Raw genomic sequence first — 15,768 nt, 5'->3', positions numbered from 1 at the left:
GAACAGCCCCCGCCGTAGGATGGCGTTGAGCGAAGCGATACCCATCACCATGACCGCATGGGTTTCGCCAAGGCTCAACCCATCCTACGAAGAGCACCTCGGCGCAGCCTGAAAGACAGTTGCTACGGCTCCAGGAAAGCACGGGCGTAGGAGCGGACTTTGTCCGCGATTGGATTCCCCCAGCCACGCCGAACAGCCCCCACCGTAGGATGGCGTTGAGCAGCGATACCCATCACCGCGACCGCATGGGTTTCGCCAAGGCTCAACCCATCCTACGAAAATCACCCCGGCGTAGCCGGCAAGACAGTTGCTCCTACAAAAGCTGTGATTTCGCTACGCTGCCTGTGGATGACTTTCTATCTTCCCGAGGCAGCTTTCGATGTTCGACATTTCCCAGCAATTCGCCAGCGACAACTATTCCGGCATCTGCCCGGAAGCCTGGGCCGCCATGGCCGAGGCCAACCGCGGCCATGAGCGGGCCTACGGCGACGACCAGTGGACGGCGCGCGCCTCCGACCACTTCCGCGAGCTGTTCGAGACCGATTGCGAGGTGTTCTTCGCCTTCAACGGTACCGCCGCCAACTCCCTGGCCCTGGCCGCCCTGTGTCAGAGCTACCACAGCGTGATCTGCGCCGAGACCGCCCACGTCGAGACCGACGAGTGCGGCGCCCCGGAGTTCTTCTCCAACGGCTCCAAGCTGCTGCTGGCGCGCACCGACGAGCAGGGCAAGCTGACCCCCGCGGCTATTCGCGAAATCGCCCTGAAGCGCCAGGACATCCACTATCCCAAGCCGCGGGTGGTGACCCTCACCCAGGCCACCGAGGTCGGCACCGTCTACCGCCCGGACGAACTGGGCGCGCTGAGCGCCACCTGCCGCGAGCTGGGCCTGCACCTGCACATGGACGGCGCGCGCTTCTCCAATGCCTGCGCCTTCCTCGGCGCCACCCCGGCGGAGCTGACCTGGAAGGCCGGCGTCGAGGTGCTGTGCTTCGGCGGTACCAAGAACGGCATGGCGGTGGGCGAGGCCATCCTGTTCTTCGACCGCGAACTGGCCGAAGGCTTCGACTACCGCTGCAAGCAGGCTGGCCAACTGGCCTCGAAGATGCGCTTCCTCGCCGCGCCCTGGGTCGGCGTGCTGCAGGACGACGCCTGGCTGCACTACGCCAACCACGCCAACCAGTGCGCGCGCCTGCTGGCGCAGCGGGTGGCCGACGTGCCGGGCGTGCAGCTGATGTTCCCGGTGGAGGCCAACGGGGTGTTCCTGCAGATGTCCGAGCCGGCCCTGGAGGCCCTGCGCCAGCGCGGCTGGCGCTTCTACACCTTCATTGGTGCCGGCGGCGCGCGCTTCATGTGCTCCTGGGACACTGAGCTGGAGCGCGTCGAGGCGCTGGCGCAGGACATTCGCCAGGTGATGGGCGCCGCCGCCTGAGTTGTCCACCGAATCTGTCGAAAACCCTGTGCGCAGCCTGTGGCCGGGCTGTGCGCAGGAGGCTGGCATATCGTGTGCGGACCATGGCGGCGGAGCATTCGTCACCGTAGCCCTGGGTCTGGCCATGCTGGCTGAACATCGTGGTATCCGTGCGGCGCACATTTGCGACACGCCTGTCGCTGACGAAACGGCGTACTTGCGAATCGGATGCACCTGGCATTGGCGAGGGGGGCTATTTGACAAGGTACAGGGGTTCCCAATGATGGAGTCCTGCCATGTCCAAGCCTGCTGCCCGCCAGACCGACATCGATGCCTGCCCGTTACCAGGGCATGGCTCCAATCCCACTGTCACGGGCTCACCCGACGTACTGATCAATGGCCTGCCGGCGCTGCGCGTTGGCGACAGCAGTGCCTGCGGCGACGTGGTTGTCGAGGGGATGACCAGCATCCTGGTCAATGGCCGACCGCTCGCCTTCCAGGGAAGCACTACCACCCATGGCGGCGTGATCATTTCCGGATCTGGCGATGTGCTCATTGGTAACCAGCACACGCCGGCGCCTTTCGTGCCGCCGGCGCCCATGCCCAATACCTTTCAGGACAGGTTTCAGCTGGTCTGTTCGCAGACCGGTGAACCGCTGCCCCATTACCCCTACGTCATTCGTCGTGCCAATGGCGCAATGGAGAAGGGCGTATCCGATGACCAAGGATTCACCCACCTGGTCAGATGCGTGGGCGAAGCGGAGAAGGTCCAGATTCTCGCGGGAGATGACGCATGAGCGGCGAGGCCGATGCCGCTCTTAAAGCGCCCGGGGTCGCCGATACACGAGAACTGACCCCGGCGGCAGACCAGGCGGTGAAAAGGATTCCAGTGATCGTGAAAACGGCGGTGGTGTTTTTTATCGGTGGTGCGGCGGACAGGGAGTCCTATTACTTCCAGGGACCGAACGACAACGTCGATGAGGCCAAGAAGATACTGGATGCCGATTTTGAAATGCAGAAGCAGGCAGGCGCGTACGCCTCCTATCATGTGGGCTACAGCGACGTGCGAGGCGGCAGGGACATCAGAAAGTACGTGCTGAGCAAGATTGTCTCCAAGGCCATGCCCGTCTACCTGGTGGGGCATAGTCTGGGTGGCTGGAACGGCGCACACCTTTCGCAGATTCTCAGCGACAAGGGCTACAAGGTGAAGGCGCTGATAACGCTCGACCCGGTCGGGGAGGGTTCCATTGTCTGGGTGGGGTCGGACATCTACATGAACAAGCCAACGCCGCAGGCCGAATTCTGGATCAATGTTCGCGCCAATGCCGAGAGTCCGGACGCGTCGGACCGCGTTGCCGAATTCGGTGAGCGCTGGATTCCCCAGGGTGCCAACATCAGTGTTGTAGCGAACATCCACCACGCCAATGCCGGCCGGATGTTCACGGTCATGATGCCGCAGGGCTTCTCGCCCTATGACTATCTCAGGCTCTCCATCCAGGAGTACCTGGCGAAATGAACAAGGTGCGGGTGTTCGCTTCGCTGCTTATCGTCTCGCTCTGTTCGGCCTGCATGAGAGACCATCACCAGCCGATCGCCAACCTGGCCTACCTTCGTTCGCAACCGGTGGAAGGTCGTATCAGCTTCCATCTTTACTTCGCCTCCGATCTGGATCTCGACGAGGTCTATTCCCATCTGGAGGGGAGCGGCAAGATCGGGCAGCGGCTTTACTGCTCCCTCGAGCGTGAGCCGCAGTTCAGCATGGGCCATGTGATCCCGGCGTTCGGCGAGGGTTCCGTCGAACGCATTGGCCAGGGCGGCGGCCGTTATCTCTATCTCTCCAGCCTGCACTTCGCGGAAACCAGTGACGAGGGCCGGTCGGATCGATTCATTGACCAGCGGCGTTTCAAGGAGATTCTTGCCGGGCGCAGGAGCGTCCCGTGCAAGGTGGTGATGACTGCCTACGGCTACAAGGCCTATTTCTCCAACATCCTCCTGCTGCCTGCAGATGACCTGCTGCCCATGCTGCCGGAGCAATGACGAGCCCGCGGGGCGACGCAGTGCCTCCCTTTGGCGCCTCCATACCTGCATCGGCGCCTGCGGCGTGTTCCTAGACACCGAAGTCGAGCGTGTCGAGGCGCTGGCGCAGGACATTCGCCAGGTGATGGGCGCCGCTGCCTGAGTTGTCCACCGAATCTGTCGAAAACCCTGTGCGCAGCCTGTGGCCGGGCTGTGCGCAGGCGGCTGGCGGGCGCATGGCCGCTGGGCCGGGCCAGGGCGCTCGGGGTTTGTCCGGCGGGCTGGATTCTGCCCCCGGAATCTGTTGGCCGTGCTGTGGATAAAGTGTGAATGAATACCTTCGCGCCAGGCCCGGCGGGGCCTGCGTGCGGTTGTACGTTTTTTGTCCTGATTTTTCCTGCATGCCTTGATTTTCAAGCACTTGCCTTGACCCATCGCTAGCCGCCGAGTTGCCCACAATGGCTGTGGAGCGAGGCGCGGGAAAGCTGTGGAAAAGCTGTCGGTGGATGGCTGCGCGAGCGAAACGGCGAGGGCTGCCGGGTATTGCTGGTTTTTTCACCAATGGCCCTGTTCGAGGGGGCTGCGGAAAAAACCGGCGGCGAATGGTCGCGGGCTGTCCACGGCTTCTGTTGAACGGCTTGTGACAAAGCTGTGGATAAACTGCCGCTGGACAGGCTTGCCGGGGCTTGCGCGGCACTGCTCGAAAAATCACCAGCGTTGCGCTTGAAGGCCCGTGGCGCAAGGCTTGCCAGCTTCCCCGGCGAATCTCCCGAACTGTCCACAACGGCTGTGGAGGCAAGCCTCAGCAAGCTGTGGAAAAGCTGTGATGAAACGGCTGTGGCAGGCATGTCCGCTGGGCTCGCGGCGGCTGGCTGTTTTTTGCCCAGAGAGTCCCGAGGTGCTACCTATACTTCCCGTTACCCTGCCTGGGAGGTGCCCCATGTCGAACTACTCGGTCGAACAGATCCGCACGGTCGCCCTGGTCGGCCATGGCGACAGCGGCAAGACCCTGCTCGCCGAAGCCCTGCTGCAGCGCAGCGGCGCCATTCCCGCGATGGGTTCGCTGGAACGCGGCGACACCCTGTGCGACGCCGACCCGCTGGAGCGCGACTATCACCATTCGCTGTCCGCCGCGCTGGCGCACTTCGAGCACGAGGGCGCGCACGTCCAGCTCATCGATACCCCTGGCCTGCCCGACTTCATCGGCCACGCGCTGCCGGCCCTGGCGGCGGTGGAGACCGCGCTGGTGGTGGTCAACGCGCAGAACGGCATCGAGCTGAACACCCACCGCATGATGGACTGGGCCGCCGAGCGCGGGTTGTGCCGGATGTTGGTGGTGAACAAGATCGACGCCGAACGCGTCGACCTGCCGACGCTGCTGGCCGACCTGCGCGAAGCCTTCGGCAAGGAAGTGCTGCCGCTGAACCTGCCGGCCGGCGGAGCGACGCGAGTGGCCGACTGCTTCTTCGCGCCCGCCGGCGAGGCGGACTTCTCCTCGGTGGAGGAGGCGCACCAGGCGTTGGTCGACCAAGTCGTGGAGGTCGACGAGGAGTTGATGGCGTGCTACCTGGAGCAGGGCTCGATCCAGCCGGAGGAGCTGCACGAACCCTTCGAGCGGGCCCTGCGCGAAGGCCACCTGATTCCCCTGTGCTTCGTCTCGGCGCGCACCGGCGCCGGCGTCGACGAGCTGCTGGCGGCGCTGGCGCGGCTGGCGCCCAACCCCGCCGAAGGCAACCCGCCGCTGTTCGAGCGGCTGGACGAGCAGGGCGGCGCCAGGCCCTTTCGCTCGCAGCCGGACCCTGAAGCCCACGTGCTGGCCCATGTGTTTAAGGTGGTGATCGACCCCTTCGTCGGCCGCCTGGCGGTGTTCCGCGTGCACCAGGGCACCGTGCGCCGCGACATGCAGCTGTTCGCCGGGGACGGCCGCAAGCCGTTCAAGGTCGGCCACCTGCTGCGCCTGCAGGGCAAGCGCCACGAGGAGGTGCCGCAACTGATCCCCGGCGATTTCGGTGCGTTGACCAAGGTCGAGGAGCTGGAGTTCGACGTAGTCCTGCATGACTCCCACGACGAGGACCACATCCGCCTGGCGCCGCTGGACTTCCCCACGCCCATGCAGGGCCTGGCCATCGAGGCCGGCCGCCGCGGCGACGAGCAGCGCCTGGCCGAGGTGATGCAGCGCCTGCTGGCCGAGGACCCCTGCGTGCGCCTGGACTACAACGCCTCCACCCAGGAAACCGTGCTGCGCGGCATGGGCGAGCTGCACCTGCGCTACCTGCTGGAGCGCCTGACCGGCAGCTACAAGCTGGAAGTGAACACCCGAGCGCCCAGCGTGCCCTACCGCGAGACGGCGACGCGCCCGGCCGAGGGTCATTGCCGGCACAAGAAGCAGACCGGCGGCGCCGGCCAGTTCGGCGAGGTGTTCCTGCGTGTGGAGCCGCTGCCGCGCGGGGCCGGCTTCGAGTTCGTCGACGCCATCAAGGGCGGGGTGATTCCGGGGCAGTTCATCCCCTCGGTGGAGAAGGGCGTGCGCGCGGCGCTGGCCGCCGGGCCCCTGGCCGGCTTCCCGGTGGAGGACGTGAAGGTCACGGTGTTCGACGGCAAGAGCCACTCGGTGGACTCCAAGGACATCGCCTTCCAGGCCGCCGGGCGCAAGGCCATGCTCGACGCCCTGCGCAACGCCGGGGGGCTGGTGCTGGAGCCGGTGGTGAACATCGCGGTGACGGCGCCGGAGGCGCGCCTGGGCGACATCACCGCCGACCTCACCGGCCGCCGCGGCCAGGTGCTGGGCACCGAGCCGCTGTCGGCCCGCGCCACCCTGGTGCGCGGCCAGGTGCCGCTGGCGGAGCTGGAGGGCTACGCCAACCGGCTGAAGGCGATCACCGCCGGGCAGGGCTTCTTCACCCTGGAGGCCAGCCACTACAACCCCGTGCCGCAGGACGTGCAGCAGCGCCTGGCCAGTGGGTACAAGGCGGTGCAGGAAGAAGACTGAGGAGGCCGGGTCCTGTCTTGCCGGCAGCGCCGGAGCGCTCTTACGAGAAGCCGTGTCCGCCCGGCGTGGCAGGAGCAACTGTCTTGCGCCGAGGTGCTCTTTGTAGGATGGGTTGAGCTTGCGAAACCCATGCGGTTGCGCTGATGGGTATCGCTTCGCTCAACGCCATCCTACGAAAAGCCGTGCTTCCTGGAATCGTAGGAGATTTATCCGCGATGCTCTGTGCGTGGGCTTGGCCTATCGCTCCAGGCGCATTAATTCAGATGCAGTTCCACCCCGAAGCGCCGCGACAGGCACGGCCACTGCTTCCAGGCGGTGACCGTCTGCGGGTCGCTCAGGCGGGCGCGGTAGGCTTGCGCCGCCGGGCTGGCGAAGACGCTGTCGTCGAGCATCGAGTCCACCGCGTGGTGCACGGCCTCGTCCAGCTGGTTGGCGAAGGGCTCGCCGATCAGCTGGTGTGCCACCAGGTTGGCCACGGTGGTGTCCAGCGGGATCAGCGGCTGGCCGAAGTGGGCGATGTAGCGGTCGTTCACTTCCTCCACCAGGCGGTGCGCCAGGTAGGCCTCGTCGAGCAGCGCGTCCAGGCCGTCGTGGCCGGCCAGCAGGTCCGGCGGGGTCAGGAAGAAGTGCTCGGCGACCTTCAGCACCGGCTTGATCCTTTCCTCTATGCCGGCGTTGCGCGCCACGCTGGTGGCGGCTTCGAGGAACTCGGGGACCTGCTCGATATAGGCATGGACGAAGCGGGTGAGCACCTGGACGGCATCGTCGCCGCTCAGGTTGATGCTCGGGTGCAGGCCCGCCATCTGGCTGTGGATGAGCCGCGCCAGGTGCCCGTTGCGCGTCTCGAGCCGGTGGGCCTGCTGAATCAGTTCGCGCAGTGCTGCGATATTCATGACAACTCCAAGACAACTCGATTTGGAAAGTGAAGAAAGACCTTAGCCGGGCGGGTCGGCGAGCTAAGACGCGATCGTCATAATCACGCAACCTTTATGAGGTTCGGGCATATCAAGCCGCCACCATGGTAGCGCAAAGCCGCAGGCGGCGTGGGTTTGAGAGCACCTTTCGCAATTGCGGAGGAGTTTTTTGCGCTGCGTTGTTATGTCGCAACCCCTGGCTATACTCCGATTCGACACACCTGAACCTGATGAACCCGGCCTGCCTTGCACGTGCCGAGGCTCGGCGGTCAAAGTTTGCTGTCTTGGCGGTCGCTCCCTTGGCCGCTGGCGTTTGCCGGCGGGATAAGAACAACGATAAGGGGAACCCGAATGCTGCGACATCCGCGTACCTGGATGGGCTTGCTGTCGCTCCTCGTGTTTACTCCGGCGCACGCCGCCTGGACGGTGAACATGACCCCGGGGGCGACCGAGGTCAGCCGTAACGTGTTCGACCTGCACATGACCATTTTCTGGATCTGTGTGGTCATCGGCATCATCGTCTTCGGCGCCATGTTCTGGTCGATGATCGTCCACCGCCGTTCCACCGGCCAGCAGCCGGCGCATTTCCACGAGAGTACCGCAGTGGAAATCCTCTGGACCGTGGTGCCGTTCCTGATTCTGGTGGTGATGGCCATTCCCGCCACGCGCACCCTGATCCACATGTACGACACCTCCGAGCCGGAGCTGGACGTGCAGATCACCGGCTACCAGTGGAAGTGGCAGTACAAGTACCTGGGCCAGGACGTGGAGTTCTTCAGCAACCTGGCCACCAGCCAGGAGCAGATCCACAACAGGGATCCCAAGGACGAGCACTACCTGCTGGAAGTGGACAACCCGCTGGTGCTGCCGGCCGGGGTCAAGGTGCGCTTCCTGGTGACTTCCAGCGACGTCATCCACTCCTGGTGGGTGCCGGCCTTCGCGGTCAAGCGCGACGCCATCCCCGGCTTCGTCAACGAGGCCTGGACCAAGATCGACGAGCCCGGCGTCTACCGCGGCCAGTGCGCCGAGCTGTGCGGCAAGGACCACGGCTTCATGCCCATCGTGGTCGACGTGAAGGCCAAGCCGGACTTCGACAAGTGGCTGGCCGAGCGCAAGGAAGAGGCGGCCAAGCTCAAGGAGCTGACCAGCAAGGAGTGGACCAAGGAAGAACTCGTCGCCCGTGGCGACAAGGTCTACCACACCATCTGCGCCGCCTGCCACCAGCCCGAAGGCCAGGGCATGCCGCCGATGTTCCCGGCGCTCAAGGGCTCGAAGATCGTCACCGGGCCCAAGGAGCACCACCTGGAAACCGTGTTCAACGGCGTCCCGGGCACGGCCATGGCGGCCTTCGGCAAGCAGCTCTCGGAAGTGGACATCGCCGCGGTGATCACCTTCGAGCGCAACAGCTGGGGCAACAACGACGGCGACATGGTCACTCCGCAAGACGTAGTGGCCTACAAGCAGAAGCAAAAATAACGAGGAGCCTGCGATGAGCGCTGTGATCGACCATCCCGAGCATTCGCACGCCGGCGAGCACCACCACGGCCCGGCCAAGGGCCTGATGCGCTGGGTCCTGACCACCAACCACAAGGACATCGGCACCCTGTACCTGTGGTTCAGCTTCTGCGCCTTCCTCCTCGGCGGCTCCTTCGCCATGGTGATCCGCGCCGAGCTGTTCCAGCCGGGGCTGCAGATCGTCGAGCCGGCCTTCTTCAACCAGATCACCACCATGCACGGCCTGGTGATGGTGTTCGGCGCGGTGATGCCGGCCTTCGTCGGCCTGGCCAACTGGATGGTGCCGCTGATGATAGGCGCGCCGGACATGGCCCTGCCGCGCATGAACAACTTCAGCTTCTGGCTGCTGCCGGCGGCCTTCGGCCTGCTGGTCAGCACCCTGTTCATGCCCGGCGGCGGCCCCAACTTCGGCTGGACCTTCTACGCCCCGCTCTCTACCACCTTCGCCCCGCACAGCGTGACCTTCTTCATCTTCGCCCTGCACATGATGGGCATGAGCTCGATCATGGGCGCGATCAACGTGATCGCCACCATCCTCAACCTGCGCGCCCCGGGCATGACGCTGATGAAGATGCCGCTGTTCGTCTGGACCTGGCTGATCACCGCCTTCCTGCTGATCGCGGTGATGCCGGTGCTGGCCGGCTGCGTGACCATGATGCTGATGGACATCCACTTCGGCACCAGCTTCTTCAGCGCGGCCGGCGGTGGCGACCCGGTGCTGTTCCAGCACGTGTTCTGGTTCTTCGGCCACCCCGAGGTGTACATCATGATCCTGCCGGCGTTCGGCGCGGTCAGCGCGATCATCCCGGCGTTCAGCCGCAAGCCGCTGTTCGGCTACACCTCGATGGTCTACGCCACCGCCTCGATCGCCTTCCTCTCGTTCATCGTCTGGGCGCACCACATGTTCGTGGTCGGCATCCCGCTGGTGGGCGAGCTGTTCTTCATGTACGCCACCATGCTGATCGCCGTGCCCACCGGGGTGAAGGTGTTCAACTGGGCCTCGACCATGTGGCAGGGCTCGCTGACCTTCGAGGCGCCGATGCTGTTCGCCGTGGCCTTCGTCATCCTCTTCACCATCGGCGGCTTCTCCGGGCTGATGCTGGCCATCGCCCCGGCGGACTTCCAGTACCAGGACACCTACTTCGTGGTGGCGCACTTCCACTACGTGCTGGTGCCCGGGGCGATCTTCGGCATCTTCGCCTCGGTGTACTACTGGATACCCAAGTGGACCGGGCACATGTACGACGAGACCCTGGCCAAGCTGCACTTCTGGCTGAGCTTCATCGGCATGAACATGGCCTTCTTCCCCATGCACTTCCTGGGGCTGGCCGGCATGCCGCGGCGGATTCCGGACTACAACCTGCAGTTCGCCAACTTCAACATGGTCTCGTCCATCGGCGCCTTCCTGTTCGGCACCACCCAGCTGCTGTTCCTGTTCATCGTCATCAAGACCATCCGCGGCGGCAAGCCGGCCCCGGCCAAGCCCTGGGACGGCGCCGAAGGCCTGGAGTGGACGGTGCCCTCGCCGGCGCCCTACCACACCTTCAGCACCCCGCCGGAAGTGAAATGAACCGGCACCCGCGGGAACGGCCCTGGCCGTTCCCGCAGGAGGGATAGAACATGAGCGACGGCAATATCGAGACGCGCAAGCTGGTCACCCGCCTGCTGGTGGTGGTGGTGGCCATGTTCGCCTTCGGCTTCGCCCTGGTGCCGATCTACAACGTCATGTGCAAGGCCCTGGGCATCAACGGCAAGACTTCCGGCAGCGCCTACCAGGGCGGCCTCCAGCAGGTGGACATGGCGCGCCAGGTGAAGGTGGACTTCGTGGCCAACAACAACATCGACATGGTCTGGGAATTCCGCCCCGAGAGCGAAATGATCGTGGTGCATCCCGGGGCGGTGAACCAGATGCTGTTCGTCGCGCAGAACCCCACCAACAAGCCGATGACCGCCCAGGCCATCCCCAGCATCGCGCCCTCCACGGCCGCGCGCTACTTCCACAAGACCGAGTGCTTCTGCTTCACCCAGCAGGTCCTGCAGCCCGGCGAGCGCATCGAGATGCCGGTGCGCTTCATCGTCGACCGCGACCTGCCGGCGGAGGTCCACCGCATCACTCTCGCCTACACGCTGTTCGACATCACCGCACGCAAGCCACCGGTGGCCAGCAACGACCGCTGACCGGCCCAGGAGAACAAGAATGGCAACCCACGATCCCTACTACGTTCCCGCGCAGAGCAAATGGCCGATCATCGCCACCATCGGCCTGCTCACCACGCTGTTCGGCGTCGGCACCTGGATGAACGACTACAGCGCCGGCAAGGAGGCCTCCCACGGGCCCTGGATCCTCTTCGCCGGCGGGCTGATCGTCGCCTACATGCTGTTCGGCTGGTTCGGCAACGTGATCAAGGAGAGCCGCTCCGGTCTCTACAGCCCGCAGATGGACCGCTCGTTCCGCTGGGGCATGAGCTGGTTCATCTTCTCCGAGGTGATGTTCTTCGCCGCCTTCTTCGGCGCGCTCTTCTACATCCGCCACTTCGCCGGGCCCTGGCTCGGCGGCGAGGGCCACAAGGGCATCGCCCACATGCTCTGGCCGGAGTTCCAGTACACCTGGCCGTTGCTGAGCAACCCGGACAACAAGCTGTTCCCGCCGCCCAAGGAAGTCATCGAGCCGTGGAAGCTGCCGCTGATCAACACCATCCTGCTGGTCACCTCCAGCTTCACCGTGACCTTCGCCCACCACGCGCTGAAGAAGAACCACCGCGGCCCGCTGAAGCTTTGGCTGGCGATCACCGTGGCGCTGGGCGTGGCCTTCCTGTTCCTGCAGGCCCACGAGTACCACGAGGCCTATAGCGAACTGGGCCTGACCCTCGGCTCGGGCATCTACGGCACCACCTTCTTCATGCTCACCGGCTTCCACGGCGCCCACGTGACCATAGGCGCGCTGATGCTGAGCATCATGCTGATCCGCATCCTGCGCGGGCACTTCGACGCCGAGCACCACTTCGGTTTCGAGGCGGCCAGCTGGTACTGGCACTTCGTCGACGTGGTGTGGATCGGGCTGTTCATCTTCGTGTACGTGCTTTGAGGAGGCACGCCCTGTAGGAGCGAGCTCAGAAGGTGGCGGAAGTGACCAGCTGCCCGGAGTAGAAGCCCCAGGCGACCAGGGCGAGGGTGAGGGCGGCGAGGATGACCCGCACGGTAAGGGCGTTGACCACACGGGAACCGTGGCCCTCGTCCTTGACCAGGAAGAACAACCCGCTGAACAGGCTGGCCACGGTGGCCAGCAGCAGAACGACGATCGCGGCCTTGAGCATGACCTGGCTCCGATTGCTGAGGGGGGTAACTTGCAGTATAGCCAGCACGCCATCGACTCCCGCCCGCGCCACGGCGTGGCGGCGGTCTTCCGGCCGGGCCTGGCGCCGACCCTGGTGGTCCTGGCGCTGCTCCCGCTGCTGGTCGCCCTGGGCTGCTGGCAGCTTTCCCGCGCCGCCGAGAAACGCGTGCTGCTGGCTGCCGCCGAAGCGCGCCGCGAGGCCGCGCCCATCCCCGCCGCGCAGCTCGAACGCCTGGCCAACCCCGCCTACGTGCGGGTGCGCCTACAGGGCCGCCTGGACGCCGAACATACCCTGCTGCTGGACAACCGCACCCGCGACGGCGCCGCCGGCGTCGAGGTGCTGCAGCCCTTCCACGACAAGGCCAGCGGCCTCTGGCTACTGGTCAACCGCGGCTGGCTGCCCTGGCCCAACCGCCGCGTGCCGCCAAGCTTCGACACGCCCGCCGGCGACCTGCTGCTCGACGCCTGGGCCTACGTCCCGCCGCCCGGCGGCCTGCAGCTGGCCGATGCGCGGCAGCAGGCCTGGCCGCAACTGATCACCCGCGTCGACCCGGACGCCACCTGGCAGGCCCTGGACCGCAACGGCCTGCCCCTGGAGCTGCGCCTGGAACCGGGCGACGCCGCCTTCGAGACCAACTGGCCGGTGGTCGCCATGGCCCCCGAACGCCACACCGGCTACGCCGTGCAGTGGTTCGCCATGGCCACCGCCCTGTTCGCCCTCTACCTCTACCTCGGCATCCGCCGCGCACGGGAGAAGCCCGCCCATGACCAGCCTGACCCTCGATGAAACCCAGCTGCGCCGCCGCAACCGCGGGCGCCTGCAACTGCTGCTGATCCTCGCCGTGGTATTCGGCCCGATGCTGCTGGCCACCGGCATGTACAAGTTCCGCTTCTGGGTGCCGGAAAGCCGCAGCTACCACGGCGAACTGATCGCCAACGGCAGCACGCCCGCCGACCTGGGCGTGCAGGCCGACGCCGCCAGCGACCGCTGGCAACTGCTGGTCACCGCCCCCGCCGCCTGCGCCGCCGACTGCCAGCAACTGGTGTACCTGGCGCGGCAGATCAACATCGGCCTGAACCGCGACGCCAACCGCGCCGAGCACGCCCTGGCCGCCGCGCAGGCGCTGCCGGCGGACTTCCAGGCGCAGCTGGACAAGGACTACCCGCGCCTGAAGCGCTACGCCCTGCAACCGGCCGCCGGCGAGCAGGCACCGCAGCTGTGGATAGTCGACCCCCACGGCAACCTGGTGCTGCGCTACGCCGCCGGCGCCAACGGCAAGCAGATCCTCGGCGACCTGCAACTGCTGCTGAAGCTCTCCCACATCGGCTGAGCGCAGGCCACGACAACGACAAGAACGGGGGCTGTGCATGACGAACACACCGCGTAAACCCGGCTTCTACGTCGCCGCCTTCGCCACCGCCCTGGCGCTGGTGGTGGTACTGCTCGGCGCCTACACCCGGCTCACCCACGCCGGCCTGGGCTGCCCGGACTGGCCCGGCTGCTACGGCTTCATCCACGTGCCCAGCAGCGAGGCGCAGCTGGCCCACGCCGAGCAGCACTTCCCCGAGGCCCCGGTGGAAGCGCAGAAGGGCTGGAACGAGATGATCCACCGCTACTTCGCCGGCACCCTGGGCCTGCTCATCGCTGGCCTTGCGGTACACGCCCTGCTGCGCCGCGGCCGCGACGGCCAGCCGCTGCGCCTGCCGTTGCTGCTGCTGGGCGTGGTGATCGCCCAGGCCGCCTTCGGCATGTGGACGGTGACCCTCAAGCTGTGGCCGCAGGTGGTCACCGCGCACCTGCTCGGCGGCTTCACCACGCTGTCGCTGCTGTTCCTCCTCGCCCTGCGCCTGTCCGGCGCCGTGCAACCGCTGCAACGCGCCGGCGCGCCGCGCCGCCTGGCAGCCTTCGCCCTGGCCCTGGTGGTGCTGCAGATCGCCCTGGGCGGCTGGGTGAGCAGCAACTACGCGGCGGTCGCCTGCATCGACCTGCCCATGTGCCACGGCCAGTGGTGGCCGCAGATGGACTTCGCCAACGGCTTCCACCTGACCCAGCACATCGGCCCCAACTACCTGGGCGGGCAGCTCGACAGCGACGCCCGCACGGCCATCCACATGACCCACCGCATGGGCGCCTTCTGCGTGGTGGCGGTGCTGCTGGTGCTGGCCTGGCGCATGCAGCGCGTCGGCCTGATCTACCCCACCGCGCTGATGCTGCTGGCGCTGTCGCTGCAGGTCGGCCTGGGCATCAGCAACGTGCTGCTGCACCTGCCGCTGCCGGTGGCGGTGGCGCACAACGGCGGCGGCGCCTGCCTGCTGCTGAGCCTGGTGCTGGTCAACTACCGCCTGCGCGCGCCGGTCAGCGTCGCCAAGGTCGCTGCGGCCGGCAGAGCGCGCGCACTGCCGGCGCTGGAGCGGCCGGTGGCCTATCCCTCGCAAGGCTGAACCCCCTTCAACGAACGGAGAGTCGAACATGGCCAGCGTACTGAGCGGCACCCGCAGCCAACCCGGCTGGCGCGATTACCTGGAGCTGACCAAACCCAAGGTGGTCCTGCTGATGCTGATCACCTCGCTGATCGGCATGCTGCTGGCCACCCGCAGCGGCGTGCCCTGGACGGTGCTGCTGTTCGGCAACCTGGGCATCGGCCTGTGCGCCGGCGCGGCGGCGGCGGTGAACCACGTGGTGGACCGGCGCATCGACTCGATCATGGCGCGCACCCACCGCCGCCCGCTGGTGGAGGGGCGGCTCTCGCCCAGCGTGGCCCTGGGCTTCGCCCTGCTCCTGGCGCTGGCCGGGATGAGCCTGCTGCTGACCTTCACCAACGCCCTCACCGCCTGGCTGACGCTGGCCTCGCTGCTGGGCTACGCGGCGCTCTACACGGGCTTCCTCAAGCGCGCCACGCCGCAGAACATCGTGATCGGCGGCCTGGCCGGCGCCGCCCCGCCGATGCTCGGCTGGGTGGCGGTGACCGGGCACCTGTCGGCCGAACCGCTGCTGCTGGTGCTGATCATCTTCGCCTGGACGCCGCCGCACTTCTGGGCCCTGTGCCTGCACCGCAAGGACGAGTACGCCAAGGCCGAGATCCCGATGCTGCCGGTGACCCACGGCGAGCGCTACACCAAGCTGCACATCCTGCTCTACAGCCTGGTACTGTTCGCCGTGAGCCTGATGCCCTTCGCCATCCACATGAGCGGGCTCGTCTACCTGCTCGCCGCGCTGGCCCTGGGCGCGCGCTTCCTCGACTGGGCCTGGGCGCTGTACCGTGACAGCAAGCCCCATGCGGCCATCGGTACCTTCAAGTACTCTATCGCCTACCTGTTCCTGCTGTTCATCGCCCTGCTGGTGGACCATTACCTGCCCATCCACATGGCGCTGTAACAACCGGGTTCGCGAGCATTTCCGGGAAGCACGGCTTTTCGTAGGATGGCGTTGAGCGAAGCGATACCCATCAGCACGACCGCATGGGTATCGCAAGCTCAACCCATCCTACGAAGAGCACCTCGGCGCATGACAGTTGCTCCTACGAAAAGCCCCCGCAGGACCGACCTGCAGGAGCGAGGGGGCGCCTAGCCCTTGCTCGCGAACGCCCCTCGA

General features: G+C 66.2%; 15 protein-coding genes. 13 read left to right on the top strand and 2 right to left on the bottom strand.

All coding sequences use genetic code 11. The features are described 5' to 3' along the window. Positions 1-379: 379 nt before the first annotated feature. The 5 genes from IG194_RS12665 to fusA all read left to right on the top strand — a co-directional run bounded on the left by IG194_RS12665 (position 380) and on the right by fusA (position 6,413). Positions 380-1,429, top strand: coding sequence for a low specificity L-threonine aldolase (locus IG194_RS12665; RefSeq protein ID WP_043318512.1), 1,050 nt, complete (start codon positions 380-382; stop codon positions 1,427-1,429). Between the two features lie 275 nt (positions 1,430-1,704). Then, positions 1,705-2,205, top strand: a complete 501-nt coding sequence (locus tag IG194_RS12660; RefSeq protein ID WP_058487863.1) for a PAAR domain-containing protein — start codon at positions 1,705-1,707, stop codon at positions 2,203-2,205. Continuing rightward, positions 2,202-2,924 (top strand): alpha/beta hydrolase, encoded by a 723-nt coding sequence (locus IG194_RS12655; protein ID WP_058487862.1) that lies wholly within the window; start codon positions 2,202-2,204, stop codon positions 2,922-2,924. Before IG194_RS12660 ends, IG194_RS12655 begins: the two co-directional genes overlap by 4 nt. Next, a complete protein-coding gene (locus tag IG194_RS12650) occupies positions 2,921-3,445 on the top strand; it encodes a hypothetical protein (protein ID WP_058487861.1) in 525 nt (174 codons plus the stop codon). Before IG194_RS12655 ends, IG194_RS12650 begins: the two co-directional genes overlap by 4 nt. A gap of 919 nt (positions 3,446-4,364) precedes the next feature. Next, positions 4,365-6,413: an elongation factor G gene (gene fusA, locus IG194_RS12645; RefSeq protein WP_058487860.1), complete on the top strand. Its 2,049-nt coding sequence runs from the start codon at positions 4,365-4,367 to the stop codon at positions 6,411-6,413. Positions 6,414-6,667: 254 nt separating this feature from the next. Here fusA and IG194_RS12640 read toward each other — a convergent pair whose 3' ends face one another. After that, complete coding sequence (locus IG194_RS12640; protein WP_058487859.1) at positions 6,668-7,306, bottom strand: hypothetical protein; 639 nt, start codon at positions 7,304-7,306, stop codon at positions 6,668-6,670. A gap of 372 nt (positions 7,307-7,678) precedes the next feature. On the opposite strand from IG194_RS12640, the gene coxB reads away from it, so the two are divergent. The 4 genes from coxB to IG194_RS12620 are packed head-to-tail and all read left to right on the top strand — an operon-like array spanning position 7,679 to position 11,927. Then, positions 7,679-8,803, top strand: a complete 1,125-nt coding sequence (gene coxB, locus IG194_RS12635) for a cytochrome c oxidase subunit II (RefSeq protein WP_009614684.1) — start codon at positions 7,679-7,681, stop codon at positions 8,801-8,803. A gap of 13 nt (positions 8,804-8,816) precedes the next feature. After that, entirely contained in the window at positions 8,817-10,412 is a 1,596-nt protein-coding gene (gene ctaD / locus IG194_RS12630) for a cytochrome c oxidase subunit I (protein WP_058487858.1), read from the top strand. Positions 10,413-10,462: 50 nt separating this feature from the next. Beyond that, the gene (locus IG194_RS12625; protein WP_058487857.1) at positions 10,463-11,020 is read left to right on the top strand and encodes a cytochrome c oxidase assembly protein; all 558 of its coding nucleotides are present in this window, start codon (positions 10,463-10,465) and stop codon (positions 11,018-11,020) included. Between the two features lie 19 nt (positions 11,021-11,039). Further along, the gene (locus IG194_RS12620) at positions 11,040-11,927 is read left to right on the top strand and encodes a cytochrome c oxidase subunit 3 (protein WP_009614695.1); all 888 of its coding nucleotides are present in this window, start codon (positions 11,040-11,042) and stop codon (positions 11,925-11,927) included. Between the two features lie 25 nt (positions 11,928-11,952). Here IG194_RS12620 and IG194_RS12615 read toward each other — a convergent pair whose 3' ends face one another. Beyond that, a complete protein-coding gene (locus tag IG194_RS12615) occupies positions 11,953-12,156 on the bottom strand; it encodes a twin transmembrane helix small protein (RefSeq protein ID WP_009614697.1) in 204 nt (67 codons plus the stop codon). 30 nt (positions 12,157-12,186) lie between these two features. On the opposite strand from IG194_RS12615, the gene IG194_RS12610 reads away from it, so the two are divergent. The 4 genes from IG194_RS12610 to cyoE are packed head-to-tail and all read left to right on the top strand — an operon-like array spanning position 12,187 to position 15,552. Then, positions 12,187-12,963 carry an SURF1 family protein gene (locus IG194_RS12610; RefSeq protein WP_009614699.1) on the top strand — a complete coding sequence of 259 codons (777 nt, stop codon included), beginning with the start codon at positions 12,187-12,189 and terminating at the stop codon, positions 12,961-12,963. After that, complete coding sequence (locus IG194_RS12605; RefSeq protein ID WP_009614702.1) at positions 12,941-13,507, top strand: hypothetical protein; 567 nt, start codon at positions 12,941-12,943, stop codon at positions 13,505-13,507. Before IG194_RS12610 ends, IG194_RS12605 begins: the two co-directional genes overlap by 23 nt. A gap of 37 nt (positions 13,508-13,544) precedes the next feature. After that, positions 13,545-14,618, top strand: a complete 1,074-nt coding sequence (locus tag IG194_RS12600; protein ID WP_043318502.1) for a COX15/CtaA family protein — start codon at positions 13,545-13,547, stop codon at positions 14,616-14,618. A gap of 28 nt (positions 14,619-14,646) precedes the next feature. Next, the gene (cyoE, locus tag IG194_RS12595) at positions 14,647-15,552 is read left to right on the top strand and encodes a heme o synthase (RefSeq protein ID WP_009614706.1); all 906 of its coding nucleotides are present in this window, start codon (positions 14,647-14,649) and stop codon (positions 15,550-15,552) included. The last annotated feature ends 216 nt before the right edge of the window (positions 15,553-15,768 follow it).

This window comes from Pseudomonas sp. ADPe (genome assembly GCF_014843515.1).
Taxonomy (GTDB): domain Bacteria; phylum Pseudomonadota; class Gammaproteobacteria; order Pseudomonadales; family Pseudomonadaceae; genus Pseudomonas; species Pseudomonas citronellolis.
This window is presented reverse-complemented; position numbering and strand designations above follow the sequence as displayed.

What these genes read in the sequence shown, in the direction of transcription:
- IG194_RS12665 (WP_043318512.1), top strand. Translation starts at nt 380, where the DNA reads ATGTTCGACATTTCCCAGCAATTCGCCAGCGACAACTATTCCGGCATC.
- coxB (WP_009614684.1), top strand. Translation starts at nt 7,679, where the DNA reads ATGCTGCGACATCCGCGTACCTGGATGGGCTTGCTGTCGCTCCTCGTG.
- IG194_RS12655 (WP_058487862.1), top strand. Translation starts at nt 2,202, where the DNA reads ATGAGCGGCGAGGCCGATGCCGCTCTTAAAGCGCCCGGGGTCGCCGAT.
- IG194_RS12640 (WP_058487859.1), bottom strand. Translation starts at nt 7,306, where the DNA reads ATGAATATCGCAGCACTGCGCGAACTGATTCAGCAGGCCCACCGGCTC.
- IG194_RS12615 (WP_009614697.1), bottom strand. Translation starts at nt 12,156, where the DNA reads ATGCTCAAGGCCGCGATCGTCGTTCTGCTGCTGGCCACCGTGGCCAGC.
- IG194_RS12620 (WP_009614695.1), top strand. Translation starts at nt 11,040, where the DNA reads ATGGCAACCCACGATCCCTACTACGTTCCCGCGCAGAGCAAATGGCCG.
- cyoE (WP_009614706.1), top strand. Translation starts at nt 14,647, where the DNA reads ATGGCCAGCGTACTGAGCGGCACCCGCAGCCAACCCGGCTGGCGCGAT.
- IG194_RS12605 (WP_009614702.1), top strand. Translation starts at nt 12,941, where the DNA reads ATGACCAGCCTGACCCTCGATGAAACCCAGCTGCGCCGCCGCAACCGC.
- fusA (WP_058487860.1), top strand. Translation starts at nt 4,365, where the DNA reads ATGTCGAACTACTCGGTCGAACAGATCCGCACGGTCGCCCTGGTCGGC.
- IG194_RS12650 (WP_058487861.1), top strand. Translation starts at nt 2,921, where the DNA reads ATGAACAAGGTGCGGGTGTTCGCTTCGCTGCTTATCGTCTCGCTCTGT.
- IG194_RS12600 (WP_043318502.1), top strand. Translation starts at nt 13,545, where the DNA reads ATGACGAACACACCGCGTAAACCCGGCTTCTACGTCGCCGCCTTCGCC.
- ctaD (WP_058487858.1), top strand. Translation starts at nt 8,817, where the DNA reads ATGAGCGCTGTGATCGACCATCCCGAGCATTCGCACGCCGGCGAGCAC.
- IG194_RS12660 (WP_058487863.1), top strand. Translation starts at nt 1,705, where the DNA reads ATGTCCAAGCCTGCTGCCCGCCAGACCGACATCGATGCCTGCCCGTTA.
- IG194_RS12625 (WP_058487857.1), top strand. Translation starts at nt 10,463, where the DNA reads ATGAGCGACGGCAATATCGAGACGCGCAAGCTGGTCACCCGCCTGCTG.